This is a genomic window from Actinospica robiniae DSM 44927, assembly GCF_000504285.1.
GTDB classification, from domain to species: Bacteria; Actinomycetota; Actinomycetes; order Streptomycetales; family Catenulisporaceae; genus Actinospica; species Actinospica robiniae.
Genome location: NZ_KI632511.1, coordinates 2756007 through 2781613, shown reverse-complemented (window position 1 = coordinate 2781613; position 25607 = coordinate 2756007). Strand labels below are relative to the sequence as shown.

The following is a 25607-nucleotide window of genomic DNA, read 5'->3' as shown; positions in this document are numbered from 1 at the left end:
GAGCGGTGTGAAGATGACGGAGCTGGGAACCTCGGTGGACAGGGTCAGCCTTTCGGCGAAGCTCGCCGGGATGGCGGAAGCGGTCGCCGGGTGCGCTTCGACGAAGACCGCCGGCGAGCAGATCGTGCGTACGGCGGCGGACGTCGTCGAGGGCACGGCCATGGCGGGCTTGACCGTCTTCACGCACACGGGCCTGATGCGGACCCGCGCGTACACCAACACCCACGTCGTATTGCTCGACCACCTGCAGGCGCGCTACCGCGAAGGCCCCTGCCTGGCCGTCGCCTCGGTCCGCGGCCGGGAGGTCATCGTGGTCGAGAACATGGCCCGGGAACGGCGCTGGCCGCGCTTCGCCCCCGCGGCGGCCCAGCTCGGCGTGCGCAGCACGCTCGTGTGCGGCCTGCCCCTGCCGGGCGGCGGCACGGTGGCGCTCAACCTGCACGCGTACGAGCCGGACGCCTTCGACGCCACCGCGGTGGAGCGCGCGGCGCTGTTCGCCGCCTACTCCTCGGTGGCCTACAGCCAGGCCCGGCTCGCCGAGAACGTGGTGACGGCGCTGACCAGCCGGCAGTGCATCGGCGAGGCCACCGGCATCCTGATGGAGCGTCGCCAGCTCGGCTCGGCGCAGGCGCTGGAGCGGCTCTCGCTCACCGCGCAGCGGCTGAACGTGCAGCTGTGGAGAGTGGCCGAGCACGTGGTGCGCACCGGCGCGGATCCGGACGAGATCACCGCCGCGGACCTGCCCGAGGAGTAAGCGCTGCCTCTCAGAGCAGCTCGCCGGTCGGCTTCGCCTCCGGCATGGGCACCGGTCCCAGCACGTCCTCGGCGCGCAACGCCCGGTGCACGACCGCCCGGGCCGCGTCGGTCATCCGGACGCCGTGCTGCCGGGCGTAGACGCGCAGCGCCGTGCCGGCCTCCTCGATGGAGATGTGGCCGGACTCGGCCAGGAAGCCCTTGGCCTGCTCGATCGCGACCTTGTTGCTGATGGTGGCCTGCAGCCGGGCCAGCACGTCCTCCGGGCCGGTGCGCCGGTCCGGGCGGCCGAGCATCGCGAACGCGGCGACGTCGGCGAACGCCTCAGCTGCAGTTCCCGGCTCATCTCCGCTTCCTCCTCCCGTCCGCGCGGTCCGATCCTCGTCTCACTCATCCTCGTCCAATCGCACGCGGCGCGAAACCACCTCGCGGGACAATCCGGTCAGATCCATCCCGACGGCGAACGCGCGCGCCCGCAGCCGCAGCAGCGCCTCCTCCGGACCGACCCCGCACTGCACCATCACCATGCCGGTGGCCTGGTGCACCTCGTCGTAGTCGGCCTGGCCGGGCAGCCAGGAGGACAGTTCGCCCTCGCCGCGCTCGTACTCGGCCTCGCCGCCGGTCGCGTAGAGCCGCAGCACGCCGAGGGTGACCGCGTCGGCCAGCAGCAGCGCGGCGCCGATCTCCGGCTCGGCCAGCGGACCGGGGCGGCGGCGGTACAGGTCCATCGTGCCGACGGCGATCGCGCCGACGGACAGCGGGAAGGCGAAGAGCGCGGCGGTCTCGAGCTCGAGCGCGCGGTGCGCGAACATCGGCCAGCGCTCGGCGTCCGAGGCCCGCCCCAGGTCGGCCACCAGGACGGGGCTGCCCTCGGCGAAGGCGTGCAGGCCGGGGCCGCTGCCGAGGGAGAGCTGTGCCTCGCACAGTTGGGCGGCTGTGTCGTCGGTGGAGCAGAGCAGCTGCCGGGCCGCCCCCTCGGCCAGGAGCGAGACCGAGGCGCCGTCTACCGGGAGCAGCCGGGGCCCGAGGTGGCACAGCCGGCCGACGAACTCGCCGGGCGGGGCCGCCTCACCGGCGCAGGCGGCGATCATCCGTGCCGCCTCGGCGGGGTCGCTGTCGATCTCCTCGCTGTCCAGCGGACTTCACCTCCGGGCCTTCGCTTCGCGGGTCCGATGATCCCACAAGGCTTTCCCGAATACCCGGATCCCGGTGGGCCACGCCCGCGGCGGGTGCCTCAGTCGCCGCTTTCGCCGAACAGCGCGCGGCGAACGCGGGGCGGCGACGTCCGCGCGCCCCGGACAACCTCGGCCCGAACGCGGAACCACCCGAACGAGTGATGACTGGGCTATCGGAAGAGTGGTATGCGACTTCTGCATTGAATTCCCGGTTTATCCGCGCTCCAAAGGGTTATCCGTCGGCGCATCCCCCCGACACGAAGCCGAGGAGCCGTCCCATGCACTCCGATGGCCACGATGGATCCGTCCGCGCACCGGCGCCGCCCGGGTCCCGCGCCCGCACCTGCGAGCTGCTGGCGGAGCTGACCATACCGGCCGAAGCCGACTCGCTGGGCCTGGCGCGGCTCGCCGCCGTGCACGTGGCCGGCGTGCTCGGGGTGCCGGTGAGCCGGCTCGCCGAGCTGCGGCTGGCCGTCAACGAGGCCTGCGCCCTGCTGTTCCACGCCCCGCCCGCCGCGGCCGCCGAGCGGGTGGCGCCGCCGTCGGCGGTGTCGCTGCGGTTCGAGCGCGACGGCTCGCACCTGTGCATCTCGGCCCGCGGCGCCGCGCCGTACCGCGGTCCCGCGCCCGGGGAGATCGGCTGGGTGCTGCTCCAGGCCCTGGTCGAGGACATCCGGATGGAGACCTCCGGCGGCATCATGACCCTGACACTGCGCGAACCGCTGCCGGCTTCGTGAGCACCGGCGTACACGAGGAGCCGGGCCCGTTCGCCGCCCCGGCGCGGGCGATCGGGCCGGTCGAGCGGGCGGAGCAGCGGGCTGAGACGATGCGCACGCTGACCCGGCTCTCCGCCCTGGACGCCGATCACCCGCAGCGGGCCCGGCTGCGCGCGGAGGTGATCGAGGATCACATGGCCTACGCGCGCCACCTGGCCGGCCACTACAGCCGGCGCGGGGTGAGCGACGAGGACTTCGCCCAGGTCGCCTATCTGGGGCTGGTCAAGGCGGTGGACAACTTCGACCCCGGGCGCGGCACCGGCTTCCTCGGCTACGCGACCCCGATGATCATCGGCGAGATCAAGCGCTACTTCCGGGACGCCACCTGGGACGTGCACGTGCCGCGGCGGATGCAGGAGATCACCGGCGCGCTGCGCCGCGCCCGGGAGGAGCTGACGGTGCGACAGGGCCGGGAGCCGACGATCTCTCAGCTCGCCGAGCACGTCGGCCTGGACGCGGACGAGGTGGTCGAGGCCCTCGACGCGGCGGAGGCGTATTCGACCTCTTCGCTCGACCGCCCGGTCGGCCTGGAGGAGGGCGGCGCGACCCTCGGTGAGACGATCGGGCACGACGACCCGGGCTTCCGGCTGACGGAGGACCGCGAGGTGCTGCGCGGGCTGGTGGCCGGACTGAGCGAGCGGGACAAGCGGATCCTGCTCATGCGGTTCTTCCGGGGCATGACCCAGGCGGAGATCGGCGAGGAGCTCGGCATCTCCCAGATGCAGGTCTCCCGGCTGATCACGAAGGTGCTGGGGCAGTTGCGCGAGGGCTTCGGCTGACGAGACGGGTGCGAGAAGGAGGCGGTGGAAAGGGTGACGGGGCCGGACGAGACGCGGTTCGCGCATGAGGCGCTGCTGTACCGGGGCGAGCGCGGGTTCGCCGCGCAGGTGGCCGCCTTCGTCCGGGAGGGCCTGGACGCGGGCGAGCCGGTCGCGGTCGCGTTGACCGCGCGGCACGCGGACGCGCTGCGGGACGAGCTCGGCGCGGACGCGGCGCGGGTGCGGTTCCCGGACGCGGCCGATCTCGGCCGCAACCCGGCCCGGCTGGTGCCGTGGTGGCGGGACTGGGTCGCGGGCAACTCCGGCGGCGGCCGGTGCCGCGGTGTGGGCGAGCCGGTGGGCGGCGGGAACGGCGCGGCGTGGGACCGGGCCTGCCGGGTGCACGAGCACATGACCAACGCCGCGTTCGAGGCCGGTCCCGGCTGGCGGCTGCTTTGCCCCCACGACCTCGGGCTGCACTCGCCCGCGATGATCGAGGCGGTCGCCCGCTCCCACCCCCGGATCTGCGGCCTGCCGCTGCCGCCCGGCGCCGGCGGTTTCGACCCGCGCGGCGCGCTCACCGCGTTCGAGGAGCCGCTGCCCGAGCTCGGCAAGCCGCTGTTCGAGACGGCGTTCAGCCTGCCGGATCTGCCCCGGCTGCGCGGAGCGGTCCGGGACCACGTGCCCGCGCTGGGCCTGCGCGGCGGCCAGGTGGCGGACTTCGTCCTGGTGGCGGACGAGCTGGCCGGCAACAGCGTCCAGCACGGCGGCGGCGACGGACGCATGGCCCTGTGGGTGGCCGAGGGCCGCGCCGTGTGCGAGGTAAGCGACAAGGGCTTGATCATCGACCCGTTGGCCGGACGGCGGCGCCCCGACCTGCGCGAGCACGGCCCCGGAGCCGGGCTGTGGAGCGCCAACCAGATCTGCGAACTGCTGCTCATTCGGTCCGCCCCGAACGAGGGGACCACCGTGCGCGGCTACTTCGACGTGCGCTGAAGCCCGAAGCGCGACGACAGGCACAGCTCGCGGGCCGGGTCGCGCACGTCACCCGGGAGGCGGGCGTGCGCCAGCGGCTGTGAGCGATCCGTTCGTATGGTCTTGTTTATCCGGTTCTTTCCGGGCTAACCGGCAGAGACCGGGCCGAGCGGAAGGTGGAGAGCATGCGATGGGGTAGGCGAGCACACAAGCCGCAGGAGACGCCCGACACAGCGGACACGGGCGAGACCTACGCGCTGCAGGAGGCGCGCAAGGGCACGGCGGCCGAGCACCCGGCCATCGTCGTCACGCCGGACAAGAAGGCGCACTCCGGGGCCTTCGTCGACGGCGTCTTCGTCGAAGCCCGGGAGAGTTCGTACACCGAGCATCCTCCCGGCGAGCCGGAGCGGCACGAACGCGACGTCGCCGCGGGCGAGGTGCCCGGCGAGAACGAGACGATGAAGGACAAGTGGTGGGTCGGGCGGGGCGGCGGCCCGAACGTGGGCGGAGACGAGGAAGGCTAGAGTCGTCTCGTCTGTCCACGACAGTTGGGGAAGCGCGTTGAACTTCTGGTCCATTTATCAGCATGGCTTCGCGCGCGTCGCGGCGTGCACCGGCCACACCGCGATAGCCGACCCGCTCGCCAACGCGGCGGCCGTGGTGCGGCTGGCGCGCAGCTGCGCGCAGGAGGGCGTCGCGCTCGCGGTCTTCCCCGAGATGTGCCTGACCGGGTACTCGATCGAGGACCTGCTGCTGCAGGACGTCGTGCTCGACGAGGTCGAGACGGCGCTCGGCGAGGTGGTGGCCGGCTCGGCGCAGCTGCTGCCGGTGATCGTGCTCGGGGCGCCGCTGCGGCACCGCAACCGCGTCTACAACTGCGCCGTCTTCGTCCACCGGGGCCGGATCCTCGGCGTCGTGCCCAAGTCCTACCCGCCGAACTACCGGGAGTTCTACGAGCGCCGGCAGATCGCCTCGGGCGAGGACGAGCGCGGCGGGCAGATCCTGCTCGGCGGCGCGAACGTGCCGTTCGGCGTGGACCTGCTCTTCGAGGCGCAGGACGTGCCCGGCCTGGTGGTCGCCGCAGAGGTCTGCGAGGACATGTGGGTGCCGATCCCGCCGAGCGCCGAGGCCGCGCTGGCCGGCGCGAGCGTGCTGGTCAACCTGTCCGGCAGCCCGATCACGGTCGGGCGGGCCGAGGATCGCAAGCTGCTGTGCCGCTCCGCGTCCGCGCGGTGCCTGGCCGCCTACGTCTACTCCGCGGCCGGGCTGGGCGAGTCGAGCACCGATCTGTCCTGGGACGGCCAGACGATGATCTACGAGAACGGCACGCTGCTCGCCGAGACCGACCGGTTCCCGACCGGCGACCAGTACGCCGTCGCGGACGTCGACCTGGACCTGCTGCGCCAGGAACGGGCGCGGATGGGCACCTTCGACGAGAACCGCCGGACGCACCGGGCCCGGACCGACTACCGCCGCATCGACTTCGAGCTCGACCCGCCGGTCACCGACCTGGGGCTGCGCCGCGAGGTGGACCGGTTCCCGTTCGTGCCCGCGGACCCGGACCGGCTCGCCCTGGACTGTTACGAGGCCTACAACATCCAGGTCGCCGCGCTGCAGCAGCGGCTCGCCGCGATCGGCGGCCCGAAGGTGGTCATCGGCATCTCCGGCGGCCTCGACTCCACCCACGCGCTGATCGTCGCCGCGCGGGCGATGGACCGGGCAGGCCGGCCGCGCAGCGACATCCTGGCCTACACCATGCCCGGCTTCGCGACCGGGGACCACACCAAGGGCAACGCGCACAAGCTGATGAGCGTTCTCGGCGTCACCGCGCACGAGCTCGACATCACTTCCACCGCTCGGCTGATGCTGCAGGAGATGGGCCACCCGTTCGCGGGCGGCGAGCCGGTGTACGACGTCACCTTCGAGAACGTCCAGGCCGGGCTGCGCACGGACTACCTGTTCCGGCTGGCCAACCAGCACGGCGGGATCGTGCTAGGCACCGGCGACCTGTCCGAGCTGGCGCTCGGCTGGTGCACCTACGGCGTGGGCGACCAGATGAGCCACTACAACGTGAACTCGGGCGTGCCCAAGACGCTGATCCAGCACCTGATCCGATGGGTCGTCAGCAGCGGCCAGTTCGATCCGGAGGCGGACGAGACCCTCACCGCGATCCTGGACACCGAGATCAGCCCGGAACTGGTGCCGGGGGAGGAGCTGCAGTCCACTGAGGACCGGATCGGGCCCTACGCGCTGCACGACTTCACCCTCTTCTACGTGCTGCGCCACGGGTTCCGGCCCTCGAAGATCGCCTTCCTGGCCTGGCACGCCTGGCACGACGCGGACGCCGGGGCGTGGCCGCCGGGCTTCCCCGCGGCCAAGCGGGCGGCCTACGACCTGCCGGTGATCCGGCACTGGCTCGAGTACTTCTGCCGCCGCTTCTTCGGCTTCGCCCAGTTCAAGCGCTCGGCCATGCCCAACGGGCCGAAGGTGCTGGCCGGCGGCTCGCTCTCGCCGCGCGGGGACTGGCGCGCGCCCTCGGACGGCTCGGCGGACGCCTGGCTGCGCGAACTCGACCGGGTCGTGCCGAGCGACCCGGCGTCCGGAAGGTCAGAATAGGGACATGATCGACCACGTCTCCGTCCAGGTCCGCGACTTCGCCGCGAGCTGCGCGTTCTACGACTCCGTCCTCGCCCCGCTCGGCGGGCGGCGGCTGATGGACGAGGGCGACGCGGTCGGGTACGGCACGGAGCAGGCGGACTTCTGGATCTCCGACAAGCAGTCCCGGGAACCCGCGGCGGAGGTGCACCTGGCTTTCTCCGCCGCGACCCGCGACCAGGTGCACGCGTTCTACGCCGCGGCCCTCGCGACCGGAACCGAGATCATGCACGCGCCGCGGGTGTGGCCGGAGTACCACGAGTTCTACTTCGCCGTGTTCGTGCGCGACCCCGACGGCAACAACGTGGAAGCGGTCTGCCACGCGCCCGAGGGCTGAGCTCGCTCCGGCGCAGCCCGTCCGCGTCTCAGTGCGCGAAGGTCCAGCGCGTCGCGCCACCGGGTTCCGTGGTGGTCAGGCCGACCGCGGCGTGCAGGGTGAAGCGGTACACGTGCCAGGGTGCCGGGCCGGCGCTGGGCGCGCTGTAGGGCGCGGTGAGCGCGTCGTCCTGCACCTCGGCGGGCCAGCCGCCGGCCCGGTAGCCGGCCGCGATGCGCTCGAGGGTGGCCGCGTCCGTCTCCCGGCGCGCCTCGCCCTCGAGGACGAGGTCGACGCCGGGCAGCCGCACCGACATCGTGCACCGCGGGTTGACGGCCAGATCGCGGGCCTTGCGGGTGGTCGGGTTGCTGGTGAAGTAGAGCGCGCCCTGACTCCACTGGGCGCCGAGTCCGGCGGCGTGCGGCGTGCCGTCCGGCCGGCAGGTGCCGATGAAGTAGGTGACTTCCGGCGTCGGCCCCTGGGCCAGCGCCTCCTCGGCGCGGGCCCAGTCGACGACCGGCAGGCCGTAGCGTTCGCCGAGGTTCTTGGACGCGAGGGGGGTCAGATCGGTCATAGCTCATTCGAGCGCACGGGGACGAGCCCGGCAATCCCCGCGGCGGTTCCGACACGCCGTCACGTCCAGCGTAGAGCCCGCCACCATTCGCTATCGTCCGGCGCGTGGCGCGGCGGCATGGTGAGGCGGAGCGGCGGCGGATCGCATGCCATAAAAGGCTCATGACGATCAATCACGTATGACGCGTGGTTGAACCCTACGGGCGCGATCGCGCCTACGAGGAGGCTTTCCCATGAGCTTGTCGTTCTTCTTCACCAAGGCCGGCGCCGTCAAGACCGCTCGCTGGGCGACCGTGCCCGCCATCGCCGCCGGCGCCGTCGCGCTGGCAGCCGGCCCGGCCCTCGCCGCCGGTTCGCACGCCCGCGTCTCCACCACCTCCGCCGTCGTCTCGCACGGGCAGGTCACTGTGAACGGGCGCTACCAGTGCGCGTGGCGCTCGCGGTCCGAGGAACTGCAGGTCTCCGTCAGCAGCGCGGACCGCCGCGGCCGCGCCGAGGCCACCCGCGAGGTGCGGGTGAACTGCAACGGCTCGCTGCAGACCTGGCGTCTCACGTTCGCCTCGAACCACCGCGGCCAGCAGTTCTCGCCCGGCGCGGTGCGGGTGGACGCGACCCTGTGGAGCCCGCAGAACCGCTACGACCGGGCCAGCTCCTCGCGCACCCTCATCGCCCGCTGGATCTGATCCGACCCACCTTCCAGACCGGCCGGGTAGGCCGGGCGCGGCCCCCGACCGGGCCCGCCCGGCCTACCCGGCTTTCACGGGCCGGCCGCGAACAGGCCCGGATTACTCCATTCGGGTGAGGATCGGCGAGAACGTGGCGCAGCTCGCGCGGCGTGGCAGGATCGAGGGAGAGGTGATGCATCGTGTCCGCAGCAACGAGCGACCTGTCCCGCGATCCCTACGGCGACCGGCGGCGCACCAGCCACGAGCGGCTCGCCGGGCAGCCCTGGGAGGCCTCCTACCTGGGCGAACCCGCGCCCTGGGACATCGGCAGGCCGCAGCCGGCCGTCGCGCGGGTGGTGGCGGACGGCGGGTTCACCGGGACGGTGCTCGACGTCGGCTGCGGGACCGGCGAGAACAGCCTGCACATCGCCGCCACCGGCCTCGACGTGCTCGGCGTGGACGTCGCGCCCACCGCGCTGGCCATAGCCCGGGCCAAGTCCGAAGCCCGCGGCATCCCGGCCCGCTTCGCGACCGCCGACGCGTTCCGGCTCCAGCGCCTCGGCAGCACCTTCGACACCGTGCTCGACTGCGGGCTCTTTCACACCTTCGACGAGGACGAGCGCCGGGACTACGTCGCCAGCCTCGCCCTGGTGACCGCGCCCGAGGGGACGCTGCACGTGCTCTGCTTCAGCGACGAGGGCCCCGAGCCCGGCCCGCACCCGGTGGGCCGCGCCGAGTTCGACGTCTCGTTCAACGCGGAGTCCGGCTGGCGGATCGAAGCGCTCGAGAGCACGCGCATCCAGACCCGCTTCCATGGCGAAGACGGCGCTCCCGCGTGGCTGGCGACCATCGAACGAATCGCGTAACGCAGTCCCCTCCGGCGCCGATCTTCGCTAGAATGCGGGCATGCGATCTTCCTCGTGTCTGGGCTGGTGGCGCTCCACTTAGGAGCGGCCGCCTCGCAGGCGCGAAACAAGGGCCGTTCGGATGAACGGCCCTTTCGTCGTCCCCTGGGGAGCACCGGGTCGTGACGTCCTGACGGCGTATGCGACTGACCTCAAGGAGACTTCGACATGTCCGCCATCGCCACTACCACTCCCGCCGCGCCCATCTCCATCTCCGCGGCGCAGGCGCGCAGCAGTGATCTGGAAGAGCTGATCAGCGCCGACCCGGGGCAGTTCCGCATCCTCACCGGCGACCGGCCCACCGGCCGGCTGCACCTCGGCCACTACTTCGGCACGCTGCACAACCGCGTCCGGCTGCAGGACCTCGGCGTGGAGACGTACGTGCTCATCGCCGACTACCAGGTGCTGACCGACCGCGACGTCGCCGACAACCTGACCGAGTACGTCGAGGAACTGGTGCTCGACTACCTCGCCATCGGCATCGACCCGGCGCGCAGCACGATCTTCACGCACAGCGCCGTGCCCGCGCTCAACCAGCTGATGCTGCCGTTCCTCAGCCTGGTGTCCATCGCCGAACTCGAACGCAACCCGACCGTCAAGGACGAGATCGCCCACTCGCGCCAAGCCGCGGTCAGCGGCCTGATGTACACCTACCCCGTCCATCAGGCCGCCGACATCCTGTTCTGCAAGGCCAACCTGGTGCCGGTCGGCCGCGACCAGCTTCCGCACGTCGAGCTCACCCGGACCGTGGCCCGGCGCTTCAACGAGCGCTACGGCGTCGTCTTCCCGCGGCCCGACGTGCTGCTGTCCAACGCGCCGCTGCTGCTCGGCACCGACGGGACGAAGATGAGCAAGAGCCGGGGCAACGCGATCGCCCTCGCCGCCGACGCGGACGAGACGGCCCGCCTGATCAAGGGCGCCACGACCGACGTCGAGCGCCACATCACCTACGACCCGGTCGCGCGGCCCCAGGTCGCGTCGCTTCTCCTGCTGGCAGCCCTCTGTCAGGACCGCGCTCCGGAAGCCGTCGCCGAGGAGATCGGCTCAGCCGGAGCCGCGGCGCTGAAAAGGACGGTCACCGACGCCGTCAACAGCTACCTCGCGCCGATCCGCGCCCGCCGTGCCGAGTACGCCGAGGACCGCGGCTACCTCCGGCAGATCCTGCGCGCGGGCAACGAACGGGCGAACGCCGTCGCCGACGCCACGCTCGTCGAAGTCCGCCAGGCCATGGACGCCCTCTATTAGGGATCCGCGCGGCCGCTCAGCCGATCAGACGCGCGAGCCCGTTGATGGTGAAGTAGACCCCTGCTCCGGTCAGCGCCACGATGACGATCGTGCGCCCGTGCACGGCCAGCCATGCGTTGGCGCTGTGGAGCAGGGCCGCGGTGCGGTCCGGGGCCAGGGCGAACAGGATGATCGGCACCTCGGCCATGAGCAGCACGACGACCGCGAGCAGCAGCACCTCGAGGGCGCCGACCGCGCCGCCCGGGCGGCCTTTGGTGACCGAGTGCAGCGAAGCCAGGTAGAGCGGCGAGGGCGAGCCGACGAACGCGCCGAGCGCGATGACGGCGAGCAGCCCGGTCTTGCGCTCCCACCACGCCCGCGAGTCCGTGGACTTGCGGTGGAAACGGGAGGTCCGGGCCGGCCGGTCCTTCGGGTCCGGTTTCGGCTTCGGCGACCGCCGGGCGAAGTAGGGCACGAAGACGAGGACGGCGATCCCGAGGCCGAGGTCGATCGCCGGGGAGACGGAGTGGTGCTGGTGCCGGTTCTCCAGGTCGGTGTTGCCCAGCGCCTCGACCACGAGGAAGCCGACGAGCAGGGTGATGGCCGCGGCCGTGGCCAGGAAGATCAGCGCGTGATGCATCGGACGCTCGCGGCTGAGCAGCGTGGCCACGATCAGCAGCGTCCACGGCGCGAATCCCGCGATCAGCGCCGCGAGCACCGCCTCCCACAGCATCCGCCGCTCCGCGTTCGCGCCCTGGTCGGCGCGGCCGAATCCGGCGAGCGCACCCTGCCAGCTGCCAGGCTAGTTCCGGGCGGTCCGGTCTCCTGGCACTGACACGCGGGCGCGTCCGCCGGTCGGCCGACTCGTCAGGCCTGGAACACCGCCTGCCCGGCCACGTACGTGGCGGTCACCCGGGCCTCGTGGATCTCCTCCTCCGGCGCGCCGAACGGGTCGCGGTCGAGCACGGCGAGGTCGGCGAGCATGCCGGGGGCGATCCGGCCGGCCTGGTCGACGTGGTTGACCCGTGCGGAGCCGGCCGTGTACGCCGCGAGCGCCTGAGCGAGCGTCAGCTTCTCGCTCGGGATGAGCGCCGCGCCCCCCTCACCGGGCGCGACGCGGTTGACCGCGACGTGGATGCCCTGGATCGGGTCGGGGCTGGTGACCGGCCAGTCGCTGCCGGCGGCGAGCTCGGCTCCGGCGGCGCGCAGCGCCGCGAACGGATACTGCCATTGGGCGCGCTCGGGGCCGAGCAGCGGGATGGCGAGCTCGTCCATCTGCGGTTCGTGGCAGGCCCACAGCGGCTGGATGTTGGCCGTGGCGCCGAGCGCGGCGAACCGGGGCACGTCGTCGGGGTGCACCACCTGCAGGTGGGCGAGGTGGTGGCGATGGCCGAGGCCGCCGTTGGCCGCGAGCGCCGCCTCGAGCGCGTCGAGAGCCTCGCGCACGGCCCGGTCGCCGAGGGCGTGGAAGTGCACCTGGAAGCCGAGGCGGTCGAGTTCGGCCACGTATCCGCCCAGCTTGGCCGGGTCGACGAAGCTCAGACCGCTGCCGCTCTCGCCGGCCGGCTCCCCTCCGTGCCCGCGGCAGGCGCAGGGCTCGAAGTAGGGCGAGTTGAGGGCGGCGGTGCGGTTCTCGATGATGCCGTCCTGCATGATCTTCACGCTGCCCGGGTCGAACCGGCCGTTTCCGGCACCGCGCCCGATCCGGCGCCGCTCGAGCAACCCGGCTATCTGCTCGGCGCCGCGCTCGCGTTCCCACCACAGTGCGCCGCGTACCCGTGCGGTGAGCCGGCCGGAGACCGCGGCCCGCAGGTAGACCTCGAAGTTGTCCGGCAAGCCGATGCCGGCGCCGACCAGCGCGTCCTGCCAGCCGGTGATGCCCAGCGAGTGCAGCAGCGCCTGCGCCCGGTCGAACGCCGCGTCGTACTCCTGCTCCGAGATCTTCGGCAGCAGCGACTCGACCAGGACGACCGCGCCCTCCTGCAGCACGCCGATCGGCTCGCCGCGCCCGTCCCGCTCGATCCGCCCGTCCGCCGGATCCGGCGTGTCCCGGGTGATCCCGGCCAGTCCCAGCGCTCGGCTGTTGACCCACGCGCCGTGGTGATCGCGGTTGGGCAGGAAGACCGGGCGGTCCGGGACCACGGCGTCGAGGGCCGAGGCCGTGGGCAGCCCGCCCGGGAAGGACTCGAGCGACCAGCCGCCGCCGGTGATCCACTCCTGCTCCGGATGCGCGTGGGCGTAGTGGCCGATGGCCGCCAGGTACTCCTCGGCCGTCTTCAGAGCGCTGAGATCGCAGCGGCCGAGTTCGAGGCCGCCGAAGACCGCGTGGATGTGCGAGTCCTGGAAGCCGGGGACGAGCAGCCGGCCGGCCAGGTCGACCCGCTCGGTGCGCGGGCCGGCCAGATCCAGGGCCTGCGCCCCCACCGCGAGGATCCGGCCGTCCGCCACCGCCACTGCCGTGCGCGCCGGTCCGGACGCGCCGTCCGCGGTGAACACCGATCCAGAGTGGAAGAGCAGTTCTGCCTGAGGTGTGCTGTTCATGCCGCGCTTTCTTCTTCCGTCAACGAGACCACGAGGCTATGCGAACCGTCGAAGGCGCCGCGCGCGAAGTAGGCGGACCGCCGACCCCACTTGGCCCAGGCCGACAGCACGATCCCGGCCGCCACGACCGCGATCGGCACGAGCGCGAGGAACCGGCCGTTCTCGGCGCTGAACGCGAAGTCGGGGCTGGCCTGCCAACTGCTGACGGACAGGAAGATCCCGAGTCCGAGCAGAAGCAGGGAGCTGATCGCGGGGATCACGACCGCGACCAGCGCGCTCCTGACCCCGGCGGTCAGATCGCGGCGGAAGCGCCAGGCGCAGGCCAGCCCGGCCAGGCCGTAGTAGCCGGAGACGAGCGTGCCGACCGAGGTCGCCATCGCCAGCACGAACTGGTTGAGCGTGCCGATGCCGATGCCGAGGACCGCGATGACGGCGGCGATGCCCGCGATCAGCAGGCTGCCGACGGCCGGCGTGCCGTACTTCGGGCTCACCCGGGTCCAGGCGCGCCCGAGCGTGCCGTCGCGGCCCATGGCCAGCGCGCCGCGGGCGTTGGGCAGCACGCCGGTCTGCAGCGAGGCGATGGAGGAGAAGAGCATGGCCAGCAGCGGCAGCGCGGCCAGCGGCTGCTTGGCGATCGCGGTGCCGAGGTAGGGCAGCAGCTGCGCGCCGTTCGCGCCCATCGTGTCCAGTGAGAAGTAGCGCTCGAAGCCGAAGGCCGCGAGCAGGAACATGCCGAGCATCAGGAAGATCGAGCCGAAGCCGGCCCGGGCCGAGTCGCGGGCGCTGCGGGTCTCCTCGGTGAGAGTGAACGCGCTGTCCCAGCCCCAGAAGCAGTACACACACAGGATGAAGCCGGTCGCCGCGAGCTTGGCCGAGGGCGCAGCGAACGGGTTGAACCAATCCAGCGTGATCGGGTGGCTGCCGCGGATCGCGGCGTAGCCGCAGAAGCCGATCAGCACCAGGTACTCGAACGCGATCATCGGGGTCTGCAGCCGCGCGACCACGTCGGCGCCACGCAGCGCCAGCAGCGTCAGCCCGGCCAGTACGAGAACGCCGATCACAGTGGTCAGCGCGATCGAGCCCGGGTCGAGCTCGAGGCCGAAGACGCTGGTCCAGTGGCATTCGCGGGCGAAGGTGAGCACCATCGAGCCGCAGACCTGGCTGCCGTAGGCGAGGTAGAGGGTAGAGCCGGCCAGGTTCACCCAGCCGCACTGGAAGCCGAGCCAAGGGCTCAGCGCACTGCCGACCCAGCTGTAGCTCGCGCCCAGATTCCGCTCGACCCGGTTGAGCCGGCTGAAGGCGAGCGCGATGCCGAGGATCGGCAGCGCCGCGAGCAGCACCATCGCCGGGACCGCGGCGCCGGTGTCCAGGCTGATCAGGCCGAGCCCGATGCCGATGCTCAGGGTGGGGGCGGTGTTGGCCATGGCGATCACGGCGGTCGCCCCGGCGCCGACGCTCGGCCGCAGGCGCGCCTGCCCGGCCGTGTCGGGGGCGGGCTCGGGGTGGTCGGGCGCGGGGCTCTCGGTCATCGCACGTCCTTCGCGTCGGGGAGGGCGGAGGTAAATGCCCAGGGGTTGCCGACGATAGTGCGGCCTCCGGAGCCATCAGTCAACAGTGTTGACCGAACTTTTTTCCAGGCCGGGCCCCATGTCGTCCGAATCGGCTGCGCAGATGACTTCGTGAGTGCGAAGGGCGGCGCCGGGACCGATCCAGTCGCCCGCGCCCCGTGATGCCTCGGCACCTTCCTGCGCGCGGTTGGAATCCTCAGATGTCTCTCTAAGACTATGACCCGCTTTCGCAGTATTTGTCGCGAGCAGCGTTTACGCTGAGGGCAACCAGATGAATACGAAGTGCAATGGCGTGCACGATGGCCGATCAGAATTCTGCGGCGCGACCGGCCATGAAGAATCTCCCCCGGACCCGCCCCCGGCGAGGGCACCGGGCACCGGCCCGGCGCAGGATTCTCCCTCGAGGTGGTGCTCTCTCGGCGTCGGGCATGCGCGGCACGATCAGCGTCGTGGCGCAGGCGCAACCGGCGAATGCGGAATCCTGCGACAGCCGGGCCGAGCCAACGCCGGTTGCGCATGCGCCACGACGCTGATAGCCCCTCGGGTGTCCGGCGCCGGGAGAGCGCCGCCGAACCCCACCACCACGAACCCCACCACCACGAACCCCACCACCACGAACCCGACCACCTGCGAACCGAGACCTCGCCCGGCTACCTGCTCGGCGGAGGGCCCGCCGGAGGCGCACGCCTTTGTCACGCCAGGAGCCGGCGTGACCCGACCCCGCGCAACGCCGCGCGTGGTTGAGCCCCCGAGCGTGCGAGGGTCGCGCAGCGCAGTGCCTCGACGACCGGAGGGAGGTAGAGCTGAAGGCCAATCAGCAATCGGTACTCCAACCGGTTCGGTTCCAGCAGAGCCAAGGGCCTGGCCCCGTTACCATCCCGTGGCAGCCACCGGCCCGAAGCCGTCCGTGATTGAATGTGCGGCGACCAGGAACGAGGGCGGCAGGTGGCAGATGACGTGGCGGGCAAGCGGGCCGAACGGGCGGCGGACAGTTCCGCCGGCGAGCCGCCCAAGCGGTCCGAATTGTCCGAGCCGTCCGAGCCGTCCGAGCGGTCCGAGCCGGCCGAGCCGGCCCCGCGGGAGCGGGTGATCGCCAAGCGCACCCGCAACACCCGGACCCGCTCCGGCGCGGTGCTCTCCAAGGAGCTGATCGTGGACACCGCGATGGGCCTGGTGGGCGAGCACGGCGCGGCCTCGCTCTCGGTGCGCCGGCTCGGCGCTGCGCTCGGCTGCGACCCGACCGCGATCTACCGCCACTTCGCCGGGATGGATGCGCTGATGCTCGCCGTCGCGGACCGGCTGATCGGCCAGGCGCTTTCGAACTACCGCCCCGGCGGAAGCTGGAAGGAGAACCTGCGCTCGCTGGCCCGCGCCACCTACGCGGCGTACCTCGCCCACCCGCGGGTGGCCATCGCCGTGGCCGCGCGGGTGACCGGCGGCGAGAACGAGGCTCGGGTGATCGACCTGCTGCTCGGGCAGCTGCGCACGGCCGGCTTCGAGGGCGAGCAGGCCGTGCGGCTCTACCGCAGCCTCGGCGACTTCATCCTCGCCTTCAGCGCCGTCGACGCCGACTACCTGGCCAGCCCGGCCGAGGAGCAGGAAGCCGACAGCCGGCGCTGGCAGGAGGCGTACGGCGACGTCGATCCGGAAAAGCTGCCCAACCTGGCCGCGTTCGGTCCGCTCGTGGTCGAGCACGCCCAGATGAGCGCCTTCGAGTCCTGCCTCGGACTCCTTCTCGACACCTTCGAGCGGCTGGCGTCAGACGGGCGCTCCGGCTAGCGCCGCGACGACGCCGACGAGGGCGGCGAGCAGCAGGATCGAGACCACGCCGCGCCGGCCGAGGAAGAGCCCAGCGGCCGCGGCGGCGAGCAGCGGGTACTGCCAGCCGTGGCTGAGGGCGAGTGTCAGCGGGACGGCGGAGCCGGCGATCGCCCCGATGACGGTCGGACCGGCGCCGGTGAGGAACGCCTGGACCGGCTGGTTGCGGCGCAGCCGGTCGAAGTGGTGTGCACCGAGCAGGACGAAGAGGAACGACGGACTGAATGCGACGGCCACGGCCAGCAATCCGCCGCCGATCCCGGCCGCCGCGTAGCCGACCGCGCCCGTGGTGAGCACCACCGGGCCGGGGGTGACCTGGCCGAGGGCGACCGCGTCGAGGAACTGCGCGCCGGACATCCAGTGGTACGTGGTCACCGCGTCGTGCTGCATCAGCGGAATGATGACGAATCCGCCGCCGTACGAAAGGGCGCCGACCTTGAGCGCGGTCCACGCCAGCGCGCCGAGCCCGCCGGTGCCGACGCCCGCAAGCGGCAGCGGCAGCCCTGCCGGGGACAGTGCCGCCGGCTTGATGCGCACAGCGATCTCGATCAGGCCGCAGGCGAGCAGGACCAACACGAGGAACGGCCCGATCGTGGCCGCCGCGACGCCGCCGATCACGGCGTAGCCGATCCAACGTCGGCGCGACGACGCGGGCGCGTGCCGGCCGGGCTGGGCCGGGTCCTGCATCCGCTTCCAGCTGGCCGGGGCGAGACCCCACGCCGCGTGCACCGCGACGGCTGGAACGGCGGCCCCGGCGCCCGCCGCGGCGCCGAGCACCCAGGTCGGCGGGTGTGCGGCGAGGAAGAGCGCTGAGAGCGCGAGGATCAGGACCAGGCCGGGCACGATGAAGCAGACCCCGGCGACGACGGCGCCGAGCCGGCGGCGCAGCCGGTAGCCGCACCAGATCGCCAGCTGGGTGGAGGCGGGCCCGGGCAACAGGTTGCAGGTGGCGATCGCGTCCTCGAACTCGTCCGCCGGGATCCACTTCCGCTCGGCGACGCACAGCTTGCGCAGCAGCGCGATGTGCGCGGGCGGGCCGCCGAAGCCCGTGATCCCGATCCGGCCCCATTCCCGGGCGATCCGGGGTAGCGGCACGTCGGGCGTGGTCTGCTCAGGCAGGGACTCGGTCACGGCGCGCACGATAGCGCGCCCGGGCGAACTTTCGGAGAAGTCGTCAGGGCACGGTGACGGGGCGTAGCCGCAGCAGCGCCGTGACGGCGGCGCGGCTGGTGCGGCGGCCGAGCACGGCTCGCGGGGTCTCGCGGAGCATGACCGCGGACCAGTAGAGCGCGGTGGCCGGAGCGCTGTGCCGGCGTCGGTACAGGCGCACGCGGTTGACCGAGAGCAGCGCCCACAGCCGGGCCGAGGTGTTGGACTCGCCGCCGAGGTGGGTGACCCTGGCCTCGGGCGCGAGGCGGGTGGCGAAGCCGTGATCGCGGGCGCGCAGGGCGAACTCGGTCTCCTCGGAGTAGAGGAAGAACGATTCGTCCCACAGCCCGCACTTCTCCAGGCACTGCGCCGAGATCAGCATGATCGCACCGGTGGCCCAGTCCACCGTCGTCGCCTCCTGATACGCGGCGGGGTCGAGCACGCTCTCGCCGAGCCACCCCACCCGGCCCGCCCGGCCGCCGAGCACGGCCTCGCCGAAGGCGCGCGGGATCGAGGGCTCGCGGCGCAGCGAGTGCGCCAGTTCGCCGGTCGCACTATAGATACAGGGTACGACGATACCCGTGCCCGGAGCGTCGAGCGCCGCCAGCAGCCGCGCCGCGGTGCCGGGCTCGAGCCGGATGTCAGGGTTCAGAATCAGGGCCGAGGTATAGGGCTCGGCCGCTCGCAGGCCCGCGTTGATCGCGGCCGCGTAGCCGGCGTTGCGGCCGGTCTGCAGGACGCATCCGTCCACGCTCTCGTGCGCGCGCAGCCAGGTCTCGGCCAGGCGCACCGTCTCGTCCGCGGAGTCGTTGTCGACGACCGTCAGGTGGTAGGCCAGCCCGTCCAGGCCGGCCGGAAGCGAGTCCAGCAGACCGCCGAGGATCGCCGCGCTGTTCCAGGTGACGACGACCACCTCTATATGAGTACTCATACGCTCGTGCCTCCCGTGGACGTGGCCGACTCCCGGCTGCTCTCGTCGCGCAGCCAGGTCGCGAAGTCGCCGGCCGCGACGGCTTTGCGGGACTTGCGCCGCGTGACCACGGTGACGTACAGGAACCAGGCCACCCGCGGGGTCATCCGGACCGGCGCGCTGCGTATCAGGGCCATGAGGTCGGCGCGGCTGGTGCGGGCCTCCGCGCCGGCGCCGGCGAGCTCGGCGCGCGCTCCGGCCTGGGCGGTGACGGTGTTGACCCGGGTCCGCCGGCGCACCAGGTCCGCGAGCGTGCGCGGCGGGTATATCAGAGCCCGTGCCTGCTCCACCACGGTGCGCTCCTGCTCGCTGAACGCGAGCGAGGCGGCGAGGTCGTCGCCCATCAGCTCCGGGATCGCGGCCAGCCGCTCGTATCCGGCCGCGGACACGGCGATCACGCCGCGGCCGAAGAGCCCGGAGCGCACCACCGGCAGCCGCAGCCACACCTCGTAGTACCAGCGCACCGTCCAGGAGCAGCCGGCCAGCGGGATCTCCCGCTCCGGCGCGGCGGCCAGCACCGGGCCGGCCTGCACCGCCGCCGCCAGCGCCCGCGCGTCCGCGCAGCCGAGTTCGACGTCGGAGTCGAGGTAGATCCGCGGGAAGCTGCCGGCCGCCTCGTCGCCCAGCCGCAGCGCGCGGAACTTGTTGGCCACCGGGGTCTCAAGCACCCGCACCGCCGGGCCGAAGGAGCGCGCCGCCTCGGCCGAGTCGTCGGTGCAGCCGTTGGCGATCACCACGACCTCGAACTCGTCCGGCTCCGCGCCCGCCAGCAGGCGCGGCAGAAGACGGCGAAGGGCCGGGGCCTCGTTGTATGCGGGGACGATGATGCTGGGCACGCGGGCCAGTATCAGGGCCGCTCGTCGACGCTGTCCACCGGAACCGGGAAAATATCAAGTAACGGCAATCTACGGTAAAGTACGGCCAAGATCGAGGATCTCGGCGGTCCGATGGCTGCCCGATTGGTTCCAAGCGTCCTGTTATGCCGACATCGAAACGTAAGTCGAGCCTCACTCCGCGTGACAAGTCACGCGGGGCGCGCGCTGTCACCGCAGCTCGCGCCCCTGTGCACCAGGCGGCTTTATGAAGCTTTGGTGAAACCCTTTCAATCGGACCCCGTTTGCCGCTAGCTTGCTGCCGTGTAGGAAGCTGCTGCCGCTTCTGGTTCCCCAGGCTGTCAGGGTGTTGAAGGGGAGGGACCTTCACCTGTGACAGAGGTGGTGGCATTCGCGTTTCCACGTGCACTGTCTGTTCCGCCGTACACTGATCATTGTCCGGGGAGAGCGATGACTTCAGTCAGTTTCACCTCCACGCGTCGAGAACCGGATGCGGAGTTCCGCGGGCTGCTGGCGGGCCCGCGCCGCCCCCGAATCTGGACCCTGGTCCTATCCGATGCCTGCGCCGCCGGGGTCGCGGCGGCGCTGACCACCGTCTGGCACCTGGGCGGGAGCGATGCCGCAGGGCTGCGCGGCACCGCCACCCGGGTGGCCACGGCGGCGATCGTGCCGCTGTGGGTGCTCGGCCTGGCCGCCTGCGGCACCTACGGCCGGCGCCTGCTGCCCGGCGACGACGGCCTGGGCGGACGCGTGCTGCGCGCCGCCGCCCGCGTCGGCGTGCTGCTGGCCTTCGCCGGCCTGCTGGTCGACAGCGTGGCCCTGCTGCGCCGGGTCGTGCTCGCGGTGGTGCTCGCCGCGCTGTTCACGCCCTTGCTCAGGGTCCTGGTCCAGCGCCTCGGCGCGCAGGGCTACGGCCAGCGGCACGGCCCGCGCCGCGGCCTGATCGTCGGTCAGGCCGGGCCGATCGACGAGTTCCTGCGCCACCTGCGCCCGGCCGACGCCCGCCGGCTGCGCGTGGTCGCCGCCTGCGTGCTCGGCGAGGACGAGCCGGACGGCCTGCTCGACCTGACCGTCCCGGTGGTGGGCGGCGCCAACGAGATCGTCCGCGCGGCCCGGGCCAACGGCTGCGACGCGGTGATCCTGCTCGGCGGCTCCGGCCTGAGCCGGGCGGCGCTGCGCCGGATCTGCTGGGAGCTGCACGAGGCCGGCGTCGACGTGGCGCTGGCGCCGATACTCGCCGACGTGGCGGCCGAGCGGATCGCGGTGGCCAGCAGCGGCGGCCTGCCGCTGCTGCACCTGCGCGCGCCGGTGCTCACCGGCCCCTCGCGCTGGGCCACCGACCTCTGCCAGCGCCTGGCCGCGCTGCTCATCCTGACCCTGCTCAGCCCCCTGATGCTGACGCTGGCGGTGCTGGTGCGCGCCACCAGCCCGGGCCCGGCGCTCTTCCGGCAGACCCGGGTGGGTAAGGGCGGCGCCGAGTTCACCTGCCTGAAGTTCCGCACCATGGTGGTGGACGCCGAGGCCCGGCTGGCCGCGCTCGCGCACCTGAACGAGATGCCCGCGGACTCGCCGCTGTTCAAGATCAGCAACGACCCGCGGCTGACCCGGATCGGCGCAGTGCTGCGCCGCTACTCGCTGGACGAGCTGCCGCAGCTGTTCAACGTCGTCGGCGGCTCGATGGCGCTGGTCGGACCGCGCCCGCCGCTGCCGGCCGAGGTGGCCCGCTACACCGAGGAGATGCGCCGGCGCCTGGTGGTCAAGCCGGGCCTGACCGGCCTGTGGCAGATCAGCGGCCGCTCGACGCTCTCGGGCGCCGAGTCGGTGCGCCTCGACCTGAGTTACGTGGAGAACTGGTCGCCCAGCCTGGACGCGATGATCCTGCTGCGCACCACTACGGCCGTCGTGCGCGGCGACGGAGCCTACTGATGGGGGAGAGTATGACCACGGAGATACCCGGAGCCCGAGCGGCGGAGGCCGACGGCCGGCTGGGGGTGGCGGTGGTCGGCGGCGGCTACTGGGGCCCGAACCTGGTGCGCAACTTCCAGGCCTCGGAGTCCTTCGAGCTGCGCTGGATGTGCGACCTGCAGATCGAGCGGGCCCGCCGGGCCCTGGGCCGGTACTCGACGGTGACGGCGACCGACGACTACGCCGCGGTGCTGGCCGACCCGAAGGTCGCGGCCGTGGCCATCGCCACGCCGGCGGCCACCCACCGCGACCTCGCCCTCGCCGCCCTGCGCGCGGGCAAGCACGTGCTGGTGGAGAAGCCGCTCGCGGCCAGCTACGCCGAGGGCCGGGAGCTGGTCGAGGTGGCCGCCGAGCAGGGCCTGACCCTGATGTGCGACCACACCTACTGCTACACCCCGGCCGTCACCTACATCAGGGATCTGATCGCCTCGGGCGAGCTGGGCGAGGTGCACTTCCTCGACTCGGTCCGGATCAACCTCGGGCTGGTGCAGCCGGACGTGGACGTGTTGTGGGACCTGGCTCCGCACGATCTGTCCATCCTCGACTTCATCCTGCCCGCCGGGATGGAGCCGATCTCGGTGGCCGCGCACGGCGCCGACCCGATCGGGGCCGGACGCGCCTGCGTCGGCTACCTCACCCTGCGCCTGACCGGCGGCGCGATCGCGCACTTCCACGTCAACTGGCTCTCGCCGAGCAAGGTGCGCACCACCATGATCGGCGGCTCCAAGCGCACTCTGCTGTGGGACGACCTGAACCCGGCCCAGCGGATCGCGCTGTTCGACCGCGGCGTCGACCTGACCCCGCTGGACCAGCAGAACGAGCAGACCCGGCGGCAGATGCAGATCAGCTACCGCTCCGGCGACATGGTCGCGCCCGCGCTGGTCGAACGCGAGGCGCTGCGCGCCATGGTCGAGGCCTTCGCCACCGCGATCACCACCGGAACCCCGCCGCCGACCGACGGACGCGCGGGCCTGCGCGTGGTGGACATCCTCGAGTCCGCCTCGCGCAGCCTCGAACTCGACGGGGCACCCGTCGCTCTGAAAGGTATGAAGGGAACCAGCGCGTGAACAGCTTGCACAACGCCTCGGCGGAGCACAACGCCTCGGCGGAACACGGCGAGGCGCAGGGCGCCGCGGTGCCGGTCGCGGGACGCCGCGTCCTGGTCACCGGCGGCGCCGGCACCATCGGGTCCAACCTGGTGGACCTGCTGGTGCGGGAGAAGGCCGCGGAGATCGTCGTGTTCGACAACTTCGTGCGCGGCCGTCCGGAGAACCTGGCCTGGGCCCTCGCGAACGGCCCGGTGCAGGTGATCGACGGCGACGTGCGCGATCGCAAGGCCCTGGCCGAGGCGACCGCGGGCGCCGACCTGGTCTTCCACCTCGCCGCGATCCGCATCACCCAGTGCGCGCAGGAGCCGCGGCTGGCCAACGAGGTCCTCGTCGACGGCACCTTCAACGTGCTCGAGGCGGCGGTGGAGGCGGGCGTGCGCAAGGTCGTCGCCTCGTCCTCGGCCTCGGTGTACGGGCTGGCCGACGTCTTCCCGACGCCGGAGGATCAGCACCCTTATCACAACGACACGTTCTACGGCGCGGCCAAGGCCTTCAACGAGGCCACGCTGCGCAGCTTCAAGGCCATGTACGACCTCGACTACGTCGCGCTGCGCTACTTCAACGTCTACGGCCCGCGGATGGACATATTCGGGCTCTACACCGAGGTGCTGATCCGCTGGATGGAGCGGATCGCCCAGGGGCAGCCGCCGCTGATCTTCGGCGACGGCGCGCAGACGATGGACTTCGTGCACGTGCGCGACATCGCCCGGGCCAACCTGCTCGCGGCCGAGGCGCCGGTGACCGACGAGGTCTTCAACGTGGCCTGCGGGGTCGAGACCAGCCTGCTGCAGCTGGCCGAGGGCCTGCTCGCGGCGATGGGCGCGCAGGGCCTCGCGGTCGAGCACGGCCCCGAGCGCGCGGTCAACGGCGTGCGCCGCCGGCTGGCCGACATCTCCGCGGCCGAGCAGCGGCTCGGCTTCCGGGCCGAGATCGGCCTGGACGAGGGCCTGCGCGACCTGGTCGACTGGTGGCGGGCCGAGCGCGCGGCCGAGGCCGAGGCGGCCGCCCGATGAGCACCCTGACCGACCGGATCCCGGTGATGGTGCCCTACCTGGGCATCGAGGAGGAGCAGGCCGCGGCCGAGGCGGTGGCCTCCGGCTGGATCGCGCAGGGCCCGCGGGTGGCGCAGTTCGAGCGCGCCTTCGCCGAGAGCGTCACGGCCGCGCACGGCGTGGCCGTCAGCTCCTGTACGACCGCGCTGCACCTGTCCCTGGTGGCCTGCGGGATCGGCCCCGGCGACGAGGTCGTGGTGCCCTCGCTCTCCTTCATCGCCACCGCCAACGCCGCGCGCTACGTCGGCGCCGACCCGGTGTTCGCGGACGTGGACGAGACCACCGGCAATCTGACCCCTGACACCGTGCGCGAGGTGCTCGGCCCGCGCACCCGGGCGATCGTGCTCGTGCACCAGGGCGGCGTGCCCGCCGACGTGCGCGCGATCAAGGAGCTGGCCGAGCCGCTCGGCATCGCCGTGGTCGAAGACGCGGCCTGCGCCGTCGGCTCGGTCTACCGCGGCGCCCCGGTCGGTGCCGAGGCGCAGGTGGCCACCTGGTCCTTCCACCCCCGCAAGCTGCTGACCACCGGCGAGGGCGGCATGCTCACCCTCGACGACGCCGACCGGGCGACCCGGCTGCGCCGGCTGCGCGAGCACGGCATGTCCGTCTCGGCCGCCGACCGGCACGCCAGCGCCGGGCCGGTCTTCGAGCAGTACCTCGAGGTCGGATTCAACTTCCGGATGACCGACATCCAGGCCGCGGTCGGCCTGGTCCAGCTCGGCCGGCTGGCGGAGATCGTGCGCCGCCGCCGCGAACTGGCCGCGTACTACCACGCGCTGCTGGCCGGCGTGCCCGGGCTGCGGGCGGTGCGCGACCCCGAGTACGGGCAGAGCAACTACCAGTCGTTCTGGGTGCTGCTTGACCCGGACTTCCCGGGCGGCGGCCGCGACGGCGCGCTGGCCCGGCTGGCCGAGCGCGGCATCTCGGCCCGGCGCGGGATCATGGCCGCGCACCTCGAGCCGGCCTACGACACGGTCAAGCACGTGGACCTGCCGGCCACCGAGCGGATCACCCGCGACTCGCTGATCCTGCCGATGTTCCACACCATGACCTCCGCCCAGCAGGAGCGGGTGGCGGCCGCGCTGCTGGAGCCGGTGGCCTCAGGTGTCTGATCACGCACCAAGCCAGAGCCCGTCCGAGCTGCTGATCGTCGGCGCGGGCGGGCTCGGGCGCGAGACCGCCCAGGCCGTCGCGGCCGCGTGCGCGGCCGGGCGGGACTGGCGGCTGCTCGGTTTCCTGGACGACAACCCCCTGCTGGCCGGGGGAGAGGTGGCCGGCACGCCGGTGCTCGGCGGCAGCGAGGCCGCCGGCGCGATGCCGCATGCCAGAGTCCTGCTGTGCGTGGCCGGCGTGCGCGACCCGCTGATCCGGCTGCGGGTGGCCCGGCGGATGGACCTGCCGGCCGAGCGCTACGCCACCTTCGTGCACCCCTCGGTCGAGGTCTCCCAGGACTCAAGCATCGGTGCGGGCTCGATCCTGCTGGCGCAGAGCGTGCTCACCGCCGCGGTGCGGATCGGCGAGCACGTGGCCGTGATGCCGCGGGTCGTGCTCACCCACGACGACGTGGTCGAGGACTACGCGACCATCGCCTCCGGGGTCGCGCTGGCCGGCGGCGTGCACGTCGAGCGCGGCGCCTACATCGGCGCCGGCGCGACCGTGCGCGAATACGTGCGGGTCGGCGCCGGCTCCGTGGTCGGCATGGGCTCGGTGGTGCTCGATGACATCCCGTCAGGGCAGGTGTGGGCCGGGAACCCGGCGCGGCACTTGCGGACCCTGGCGTTTTCCGAAGAGGGCCGCGCCGCGGCCGCGAACAGGGGAGGATCGTAA

The 25607-nt window shown here is 72.5% G+C and carries 25 protein-coding genes; 16 read left to right on the top strand and 9 right to left on the bottom strand.

The features are described from left to right. The first annotated feature begins 13 nt into the window (after nucleotides 1–13). Nucleotides 14–754, top strand: a complete 741-nt coding sequence (locus tag ACTRO_RS43180) for a GAF and ANTAR domain-containing protein (protein ID WP_169739879.1) — start codon at nucleotides 14–16, stop codon at nucleotides 752–754. A gap of 10 nt (nucleotides 755–764) precedes the next feature. Here ACTRO_RS43180 and ACTRO_RS11900 read toward each other — a convergent pair whose 3' ends face one another. Further along, complete coding sequence (locus tag ACTRO_RS11900; RefSeq protein WP_051450689.1) at nucleotides 765–1049, bottom strand: ANTAR domain-containing protein; 285 nt, start codon at nucleotides 1047–1049, stop codon at nucleotides 765–767. Between the two features lie 90 nt (nucleotides 1050–1139). Further along, nucleotides 1140–1844, bottom strand: coding sequence for a GAF and ANTAR domain-containing protein (locus ACTRO_RS11895; RefSeq protein ID WP_051450688.1), 705 nt, complete (start codon nucleotides 1842–1844; stop codon nucleotides 1140–1142). Between the two features lie 362 nt (nucleotides 1845–2206). Between ACTRO_RS11895 and ACTRO_RS11890 the strand changes: the two genes are divergently transcribed. From ACTRO_RS11890 to ACTRO_RS11865, 6 genes are all read left to right on the top strand, one after another. Next, nucleotides 2207–2665 (top strand): ATP-binding protein, encoded by a 459-nt coding sequence (locus ACTRO_RS11890; protein ID WP_034263210.1) that lies wholly within the window; start codon nucleotides 2207–2209, stop codon nucleotides 2663–2665. Next, on the top strand, nucleotides 2662–3483 hold the full coding sequence (locus ACTRO_RS11885) for a SigB/SigF/SigG family RNA polymerase sigma factor (RefSeq protein ID WP_245594361.1): 822 nt from the start codon (nucleotides 2662–2664) through the stop codon (nucleotides 3481–3483). Before ACTRO_RS11890 ends, ACTRO_RS11885 begins: the two co-directional genes overlap by 4 nt. Before the next feature lie 24 nt (nucleotides 3484–3507). After that, nucleotides 3508–4458 (top strand): sensor histidine kinase, encoded by a 951-nt coding sequence (locus ACTRO_RS11880; protein WP_034263209.1) that lies wholly within the window; start codon nucleotides 3508–3510, stop codon nucleotides 4456–4458. 164 nt (nucleotides 4459–4622) lie between these two features. After that, nucleotides 4623–4961, top strand: coding sequence for a hypothetical protein (locus ACTRO_RS11875; RefSeq protein ID WP_034263208.1), 339 nt, complete (start codon nucleotides 4623–4625; stop codon nucleotides 4959–4961). A 37-nt stretch (nucleotides 4962–4998) separates the two neighbouring features. Continuing rightward, complete coding sequence (locus tag ACTRO_RS11870; protein WP_051450686.1) at nucleotides 4999–7053, top strand: NAD(+) synthase; 2055 nt, start codon at nucleotides 4999–5001, stop codon at nucleotides 7051–7053. A 4-nt stretch (nucleotides 7054–7057) separates the two neighbouring features. Further along, entirely contained in the window at nucleotides 7058–7429 is a 372-nt protein-coding gene (locus tag ACTRO_RS11865; RefSeq protein ID WP_034263206.1) for a VOC family protein, read from the top strand. 28 nt (nucleotides 7430–7457) lie between these two features. Here the strand turns inward: ACTRO_RS11865 and ACTRO_RS11860 are convergent, their stop codons facing one another. Further along, the gene (locus ACTRO_RS11860) at nucleotides 7458–7982 is read right to left on the bottom strand and encodes a pyridoxamine 5'-phosphate oxidase family protein (RefSeq protein ID WP_034263204.1); all 525 of its coding nucleotides are present in this window, start codon (nucleotides 7980–7982) and stop codon (nucleotides 7458–7460) included. 232 nt (nucleotides 7983–8214) lie between these two features. Here ACTRO_RS11860 and ACTRO_RS11855 point away from each other — a divergent pair, with 232 nt between their 5' ends. The 3 genes from ACTRO_RS11855 to trpS all read left to right on the top strand — a co-directional run bounded on the left by ACTRO_RS11855 (nucleotide 8215) and on the right by trpS (nucleotide 10796). Then, the gene (locus ACTRO_RS11855; protein WP_034263203.1) at nucleotides 8215–8664 is read left to right on the top strand and encodes a DUF6299 family protein; all 450 of its coding nucleotides are present in this window, start codon (nucleotides 8215–8217) and stop codon (nucleotides 8662–8664) included. A 182-nt stretch (nucleotides 8665–8846) separates the two neighbouring features. Beyond that, the gene (locus ACTRO_RS11850; protein ID WP_034263200.1) at nucleotides 8847–9512 is read left to right on the top strand and encodes a class I SAM-dependent methyltransferase; all 666 of its coding nucleotides are present in this window, start codon (nucleotides 8847–8849) and stop codon (nucleotides 9510–9512) included. Between the two features lie 207 nt (nucleotides 9513–9719). Then, the gene (trpS, locus tag ACTRO_RS11845) at nucleotides 9720–10796 is read left to right on the top strand and encodes a tryptophan--tRNA ligase (protein WP_034263199.1); all 1077 of its coding nucleotides are present in this window, start codon (nucleotides 9720–9722) and stop codon (nucleotides 10794–10796) included. A 16-nt stretch (nucleotides 10797–10812) separates the two neighbouring features. Here trpS and ACTRO_RS11840 read toward each other — a convergent pair whose 3' ends face one another. The 3 genes from ACTRO_RS11840 to ACTRO_RS11830 form a co-directional block, all read right to left on the bottom strand. After that, nucleotides 10813–11508: a GAP family protein gene (locus tag ACTRO_RS11840; RefSeq protein ID WP_034263197.1), complete on the bottom strand. Its 696-nt coding sequence runs from the start codon at nucleotides 11506–11508 to the stop codon at nucleotides 10813–10815. A 134-nt stretch (nucleotides 11509–11642) separates the two neighbouring features. Next, nucleotides 11643–13316 carry an amidohydrolase gene (locus ACTRO_RS11835; protein ID WP_034263196.1) on the bottom strand — a complete coding sequence of 558 codons (1674 nt, stop codon included), beginning with the start codon at nucleotides 13314–13316 and terminating at the stop codon, nucleotides 11643–11645. Further along, nucleotides 13313–14845 carry an APC family permease gene (locus tag ACTRO_RS11830; protein WP_051450685.1) on the bottom strand — a complete coding sequence of 511 codons (1533 nt, stop codon included), beginning with the start codon at nucleotides 14843–14845 and terminating at the stop codon, nucleotides 13313–13315. Before ACTRO_RS11830 ends, ACTRO_RS11835 begins: the two co-directional genes overlap by 4 nt. A 984-nt stretch (nucleotides 14846–15829) precedes the next feature. Here ACTRO_RS11830 and ACTRO_RS11825 point away from each other — a divergent pair. Next, nucleotides 15830–16663, top strand: a complete 834-nt coding sequence (locus ACTRO_RS11825) for a TetR/AcrR family transcriptional regulator (RefSeq protein WP_211244204.1) — start codon at nucleotides 15830–15832, stop codon at nucleotides 16661–16663. On the opposite strand, the gene chrA is transcribed toward ACTRO_RS11825, so the two are convergent. From chrA to ACTRO_RS11810, 3 genes are read right to left on the bottom strand one after another with little or no spacing between them, the layout of a single operon-like run. Then, nucleotides 16643–17842, bottom strand: a complete 1200-nt coding sequence (gene chrA, locus ACTRO_RS11820) for a chromate efflux transporter (protein WP_425394858.1) — start codon at nucleotides 17840–17842, stop codon at nucleotides 16643–16645. The two genes, ACTRO_RS11825 and chrA, sit on opposite strands and share 21 nt — an antisense overlap. A gap of 34 nt (nucleotides 17843–17876) precedes the next feature. Further along, nucleotides 17877–18782, bottom strand: coding sequence for a glycosyltransferase family 2 protein (locus ACTRO_RS11815; protein WP_034263195.1), 906 nt, complete (start codon nucleotides 18780–18782; stop codon nucleotides 17877–17879). Beyond that, nucleotides 18779–19657 (bottom strand): glycosyltransferase family 2 protein, encoded by an 879-nt coding sequence (locus ACTRO_RS11810; RefSeq protein ID WP_034263194.1) that lies wholly within the window; start codon nucleotides 19655–19657, stop codon nucleotides 18779–18781. Before ACTRO_RS11810 ends, ACTRO_RS11815 begins: the two co-directional genes overlap by 4 nt. A 447-nt stretch (nucleotides 19658–20104) precedes the next feature. Between ACTRO_RS11810 and ACTRO_RS11805 the strand changes: the two genes are divergently transcribed. The 5 genes from ACTRO_RS11805 to ACTRO_RS11785 all read left to right on the top strand — a co-directional run bounded on the left by ACTRO_RS11805 (nucleotide 20105) and on the right by ACTRO_RS11785 (nucleotide 25607). After that, a complete protein-coding gene (locus ACTRO_RS11805; RefSeq protein WP_051450684.1) occupies nucleotides 20105–21580 on the top strand; it encodes a sugar transferase in 1476 nt (491 codons plus the stop codon). Nucleotides 21581–21591: 11 nt separating this feature from the next. Beyond that, nucleotides 21592–22686: a Gfo/Idh/MocA family protein gene (locus ACTRO_RS11800; protein ID WP_084316182.1), complete on the top strand. Its 1095-nt coding sequence runs from the start codon at nucleotides 21592–21594 to the stop codon at nucleotides 22684–22686. 68 nt (nucleotides 22687–22754) lie between these two features. Further along, nucleotides 22755–23741: an NAD-dependent epimerase/dehydratase family protein gene (locus tag ACTRO_RS11795; protein ID WP_034274395.1), complete on the top strand. Its 987-nt coding sequence runs from the start codon at nucleotides 22755–22757 to the stop codon at nucleotides 23739–23741. Then, on the top strand, nucleotides 23738–24892 hold the full coding sequence (locus ACTRO_RS11790; RefSeq protein ID WP_034274392.1) for a DegT/DnrJ/EryC1/StrS family aminotransferase: 1155 nt from the start codon (nucleotides 23738–23740) through the stop codon (nucleotides 24890–24892). The genes ACTRO_RS11795 and ACTRO_RS11790 overlap by 4 nt, the downstream gene beginning before the upstream one ends. Next, the gene (locus tag ACTRO_RS11785; protein WP_051450682.1) at nucleotides 24885–25607 is read left to right on the top strand and encodes an acetyltransferase; all 723 of its coding nucleotides are present in this window, start codon (nucleotides 24885–24887) and stop codon (nucleotides 25605–25607) included. The genes ACTRO_RS11790 and ACTRO_RS11785 overlap by 8 nt, the downstream gene beginning before the upstream one ends.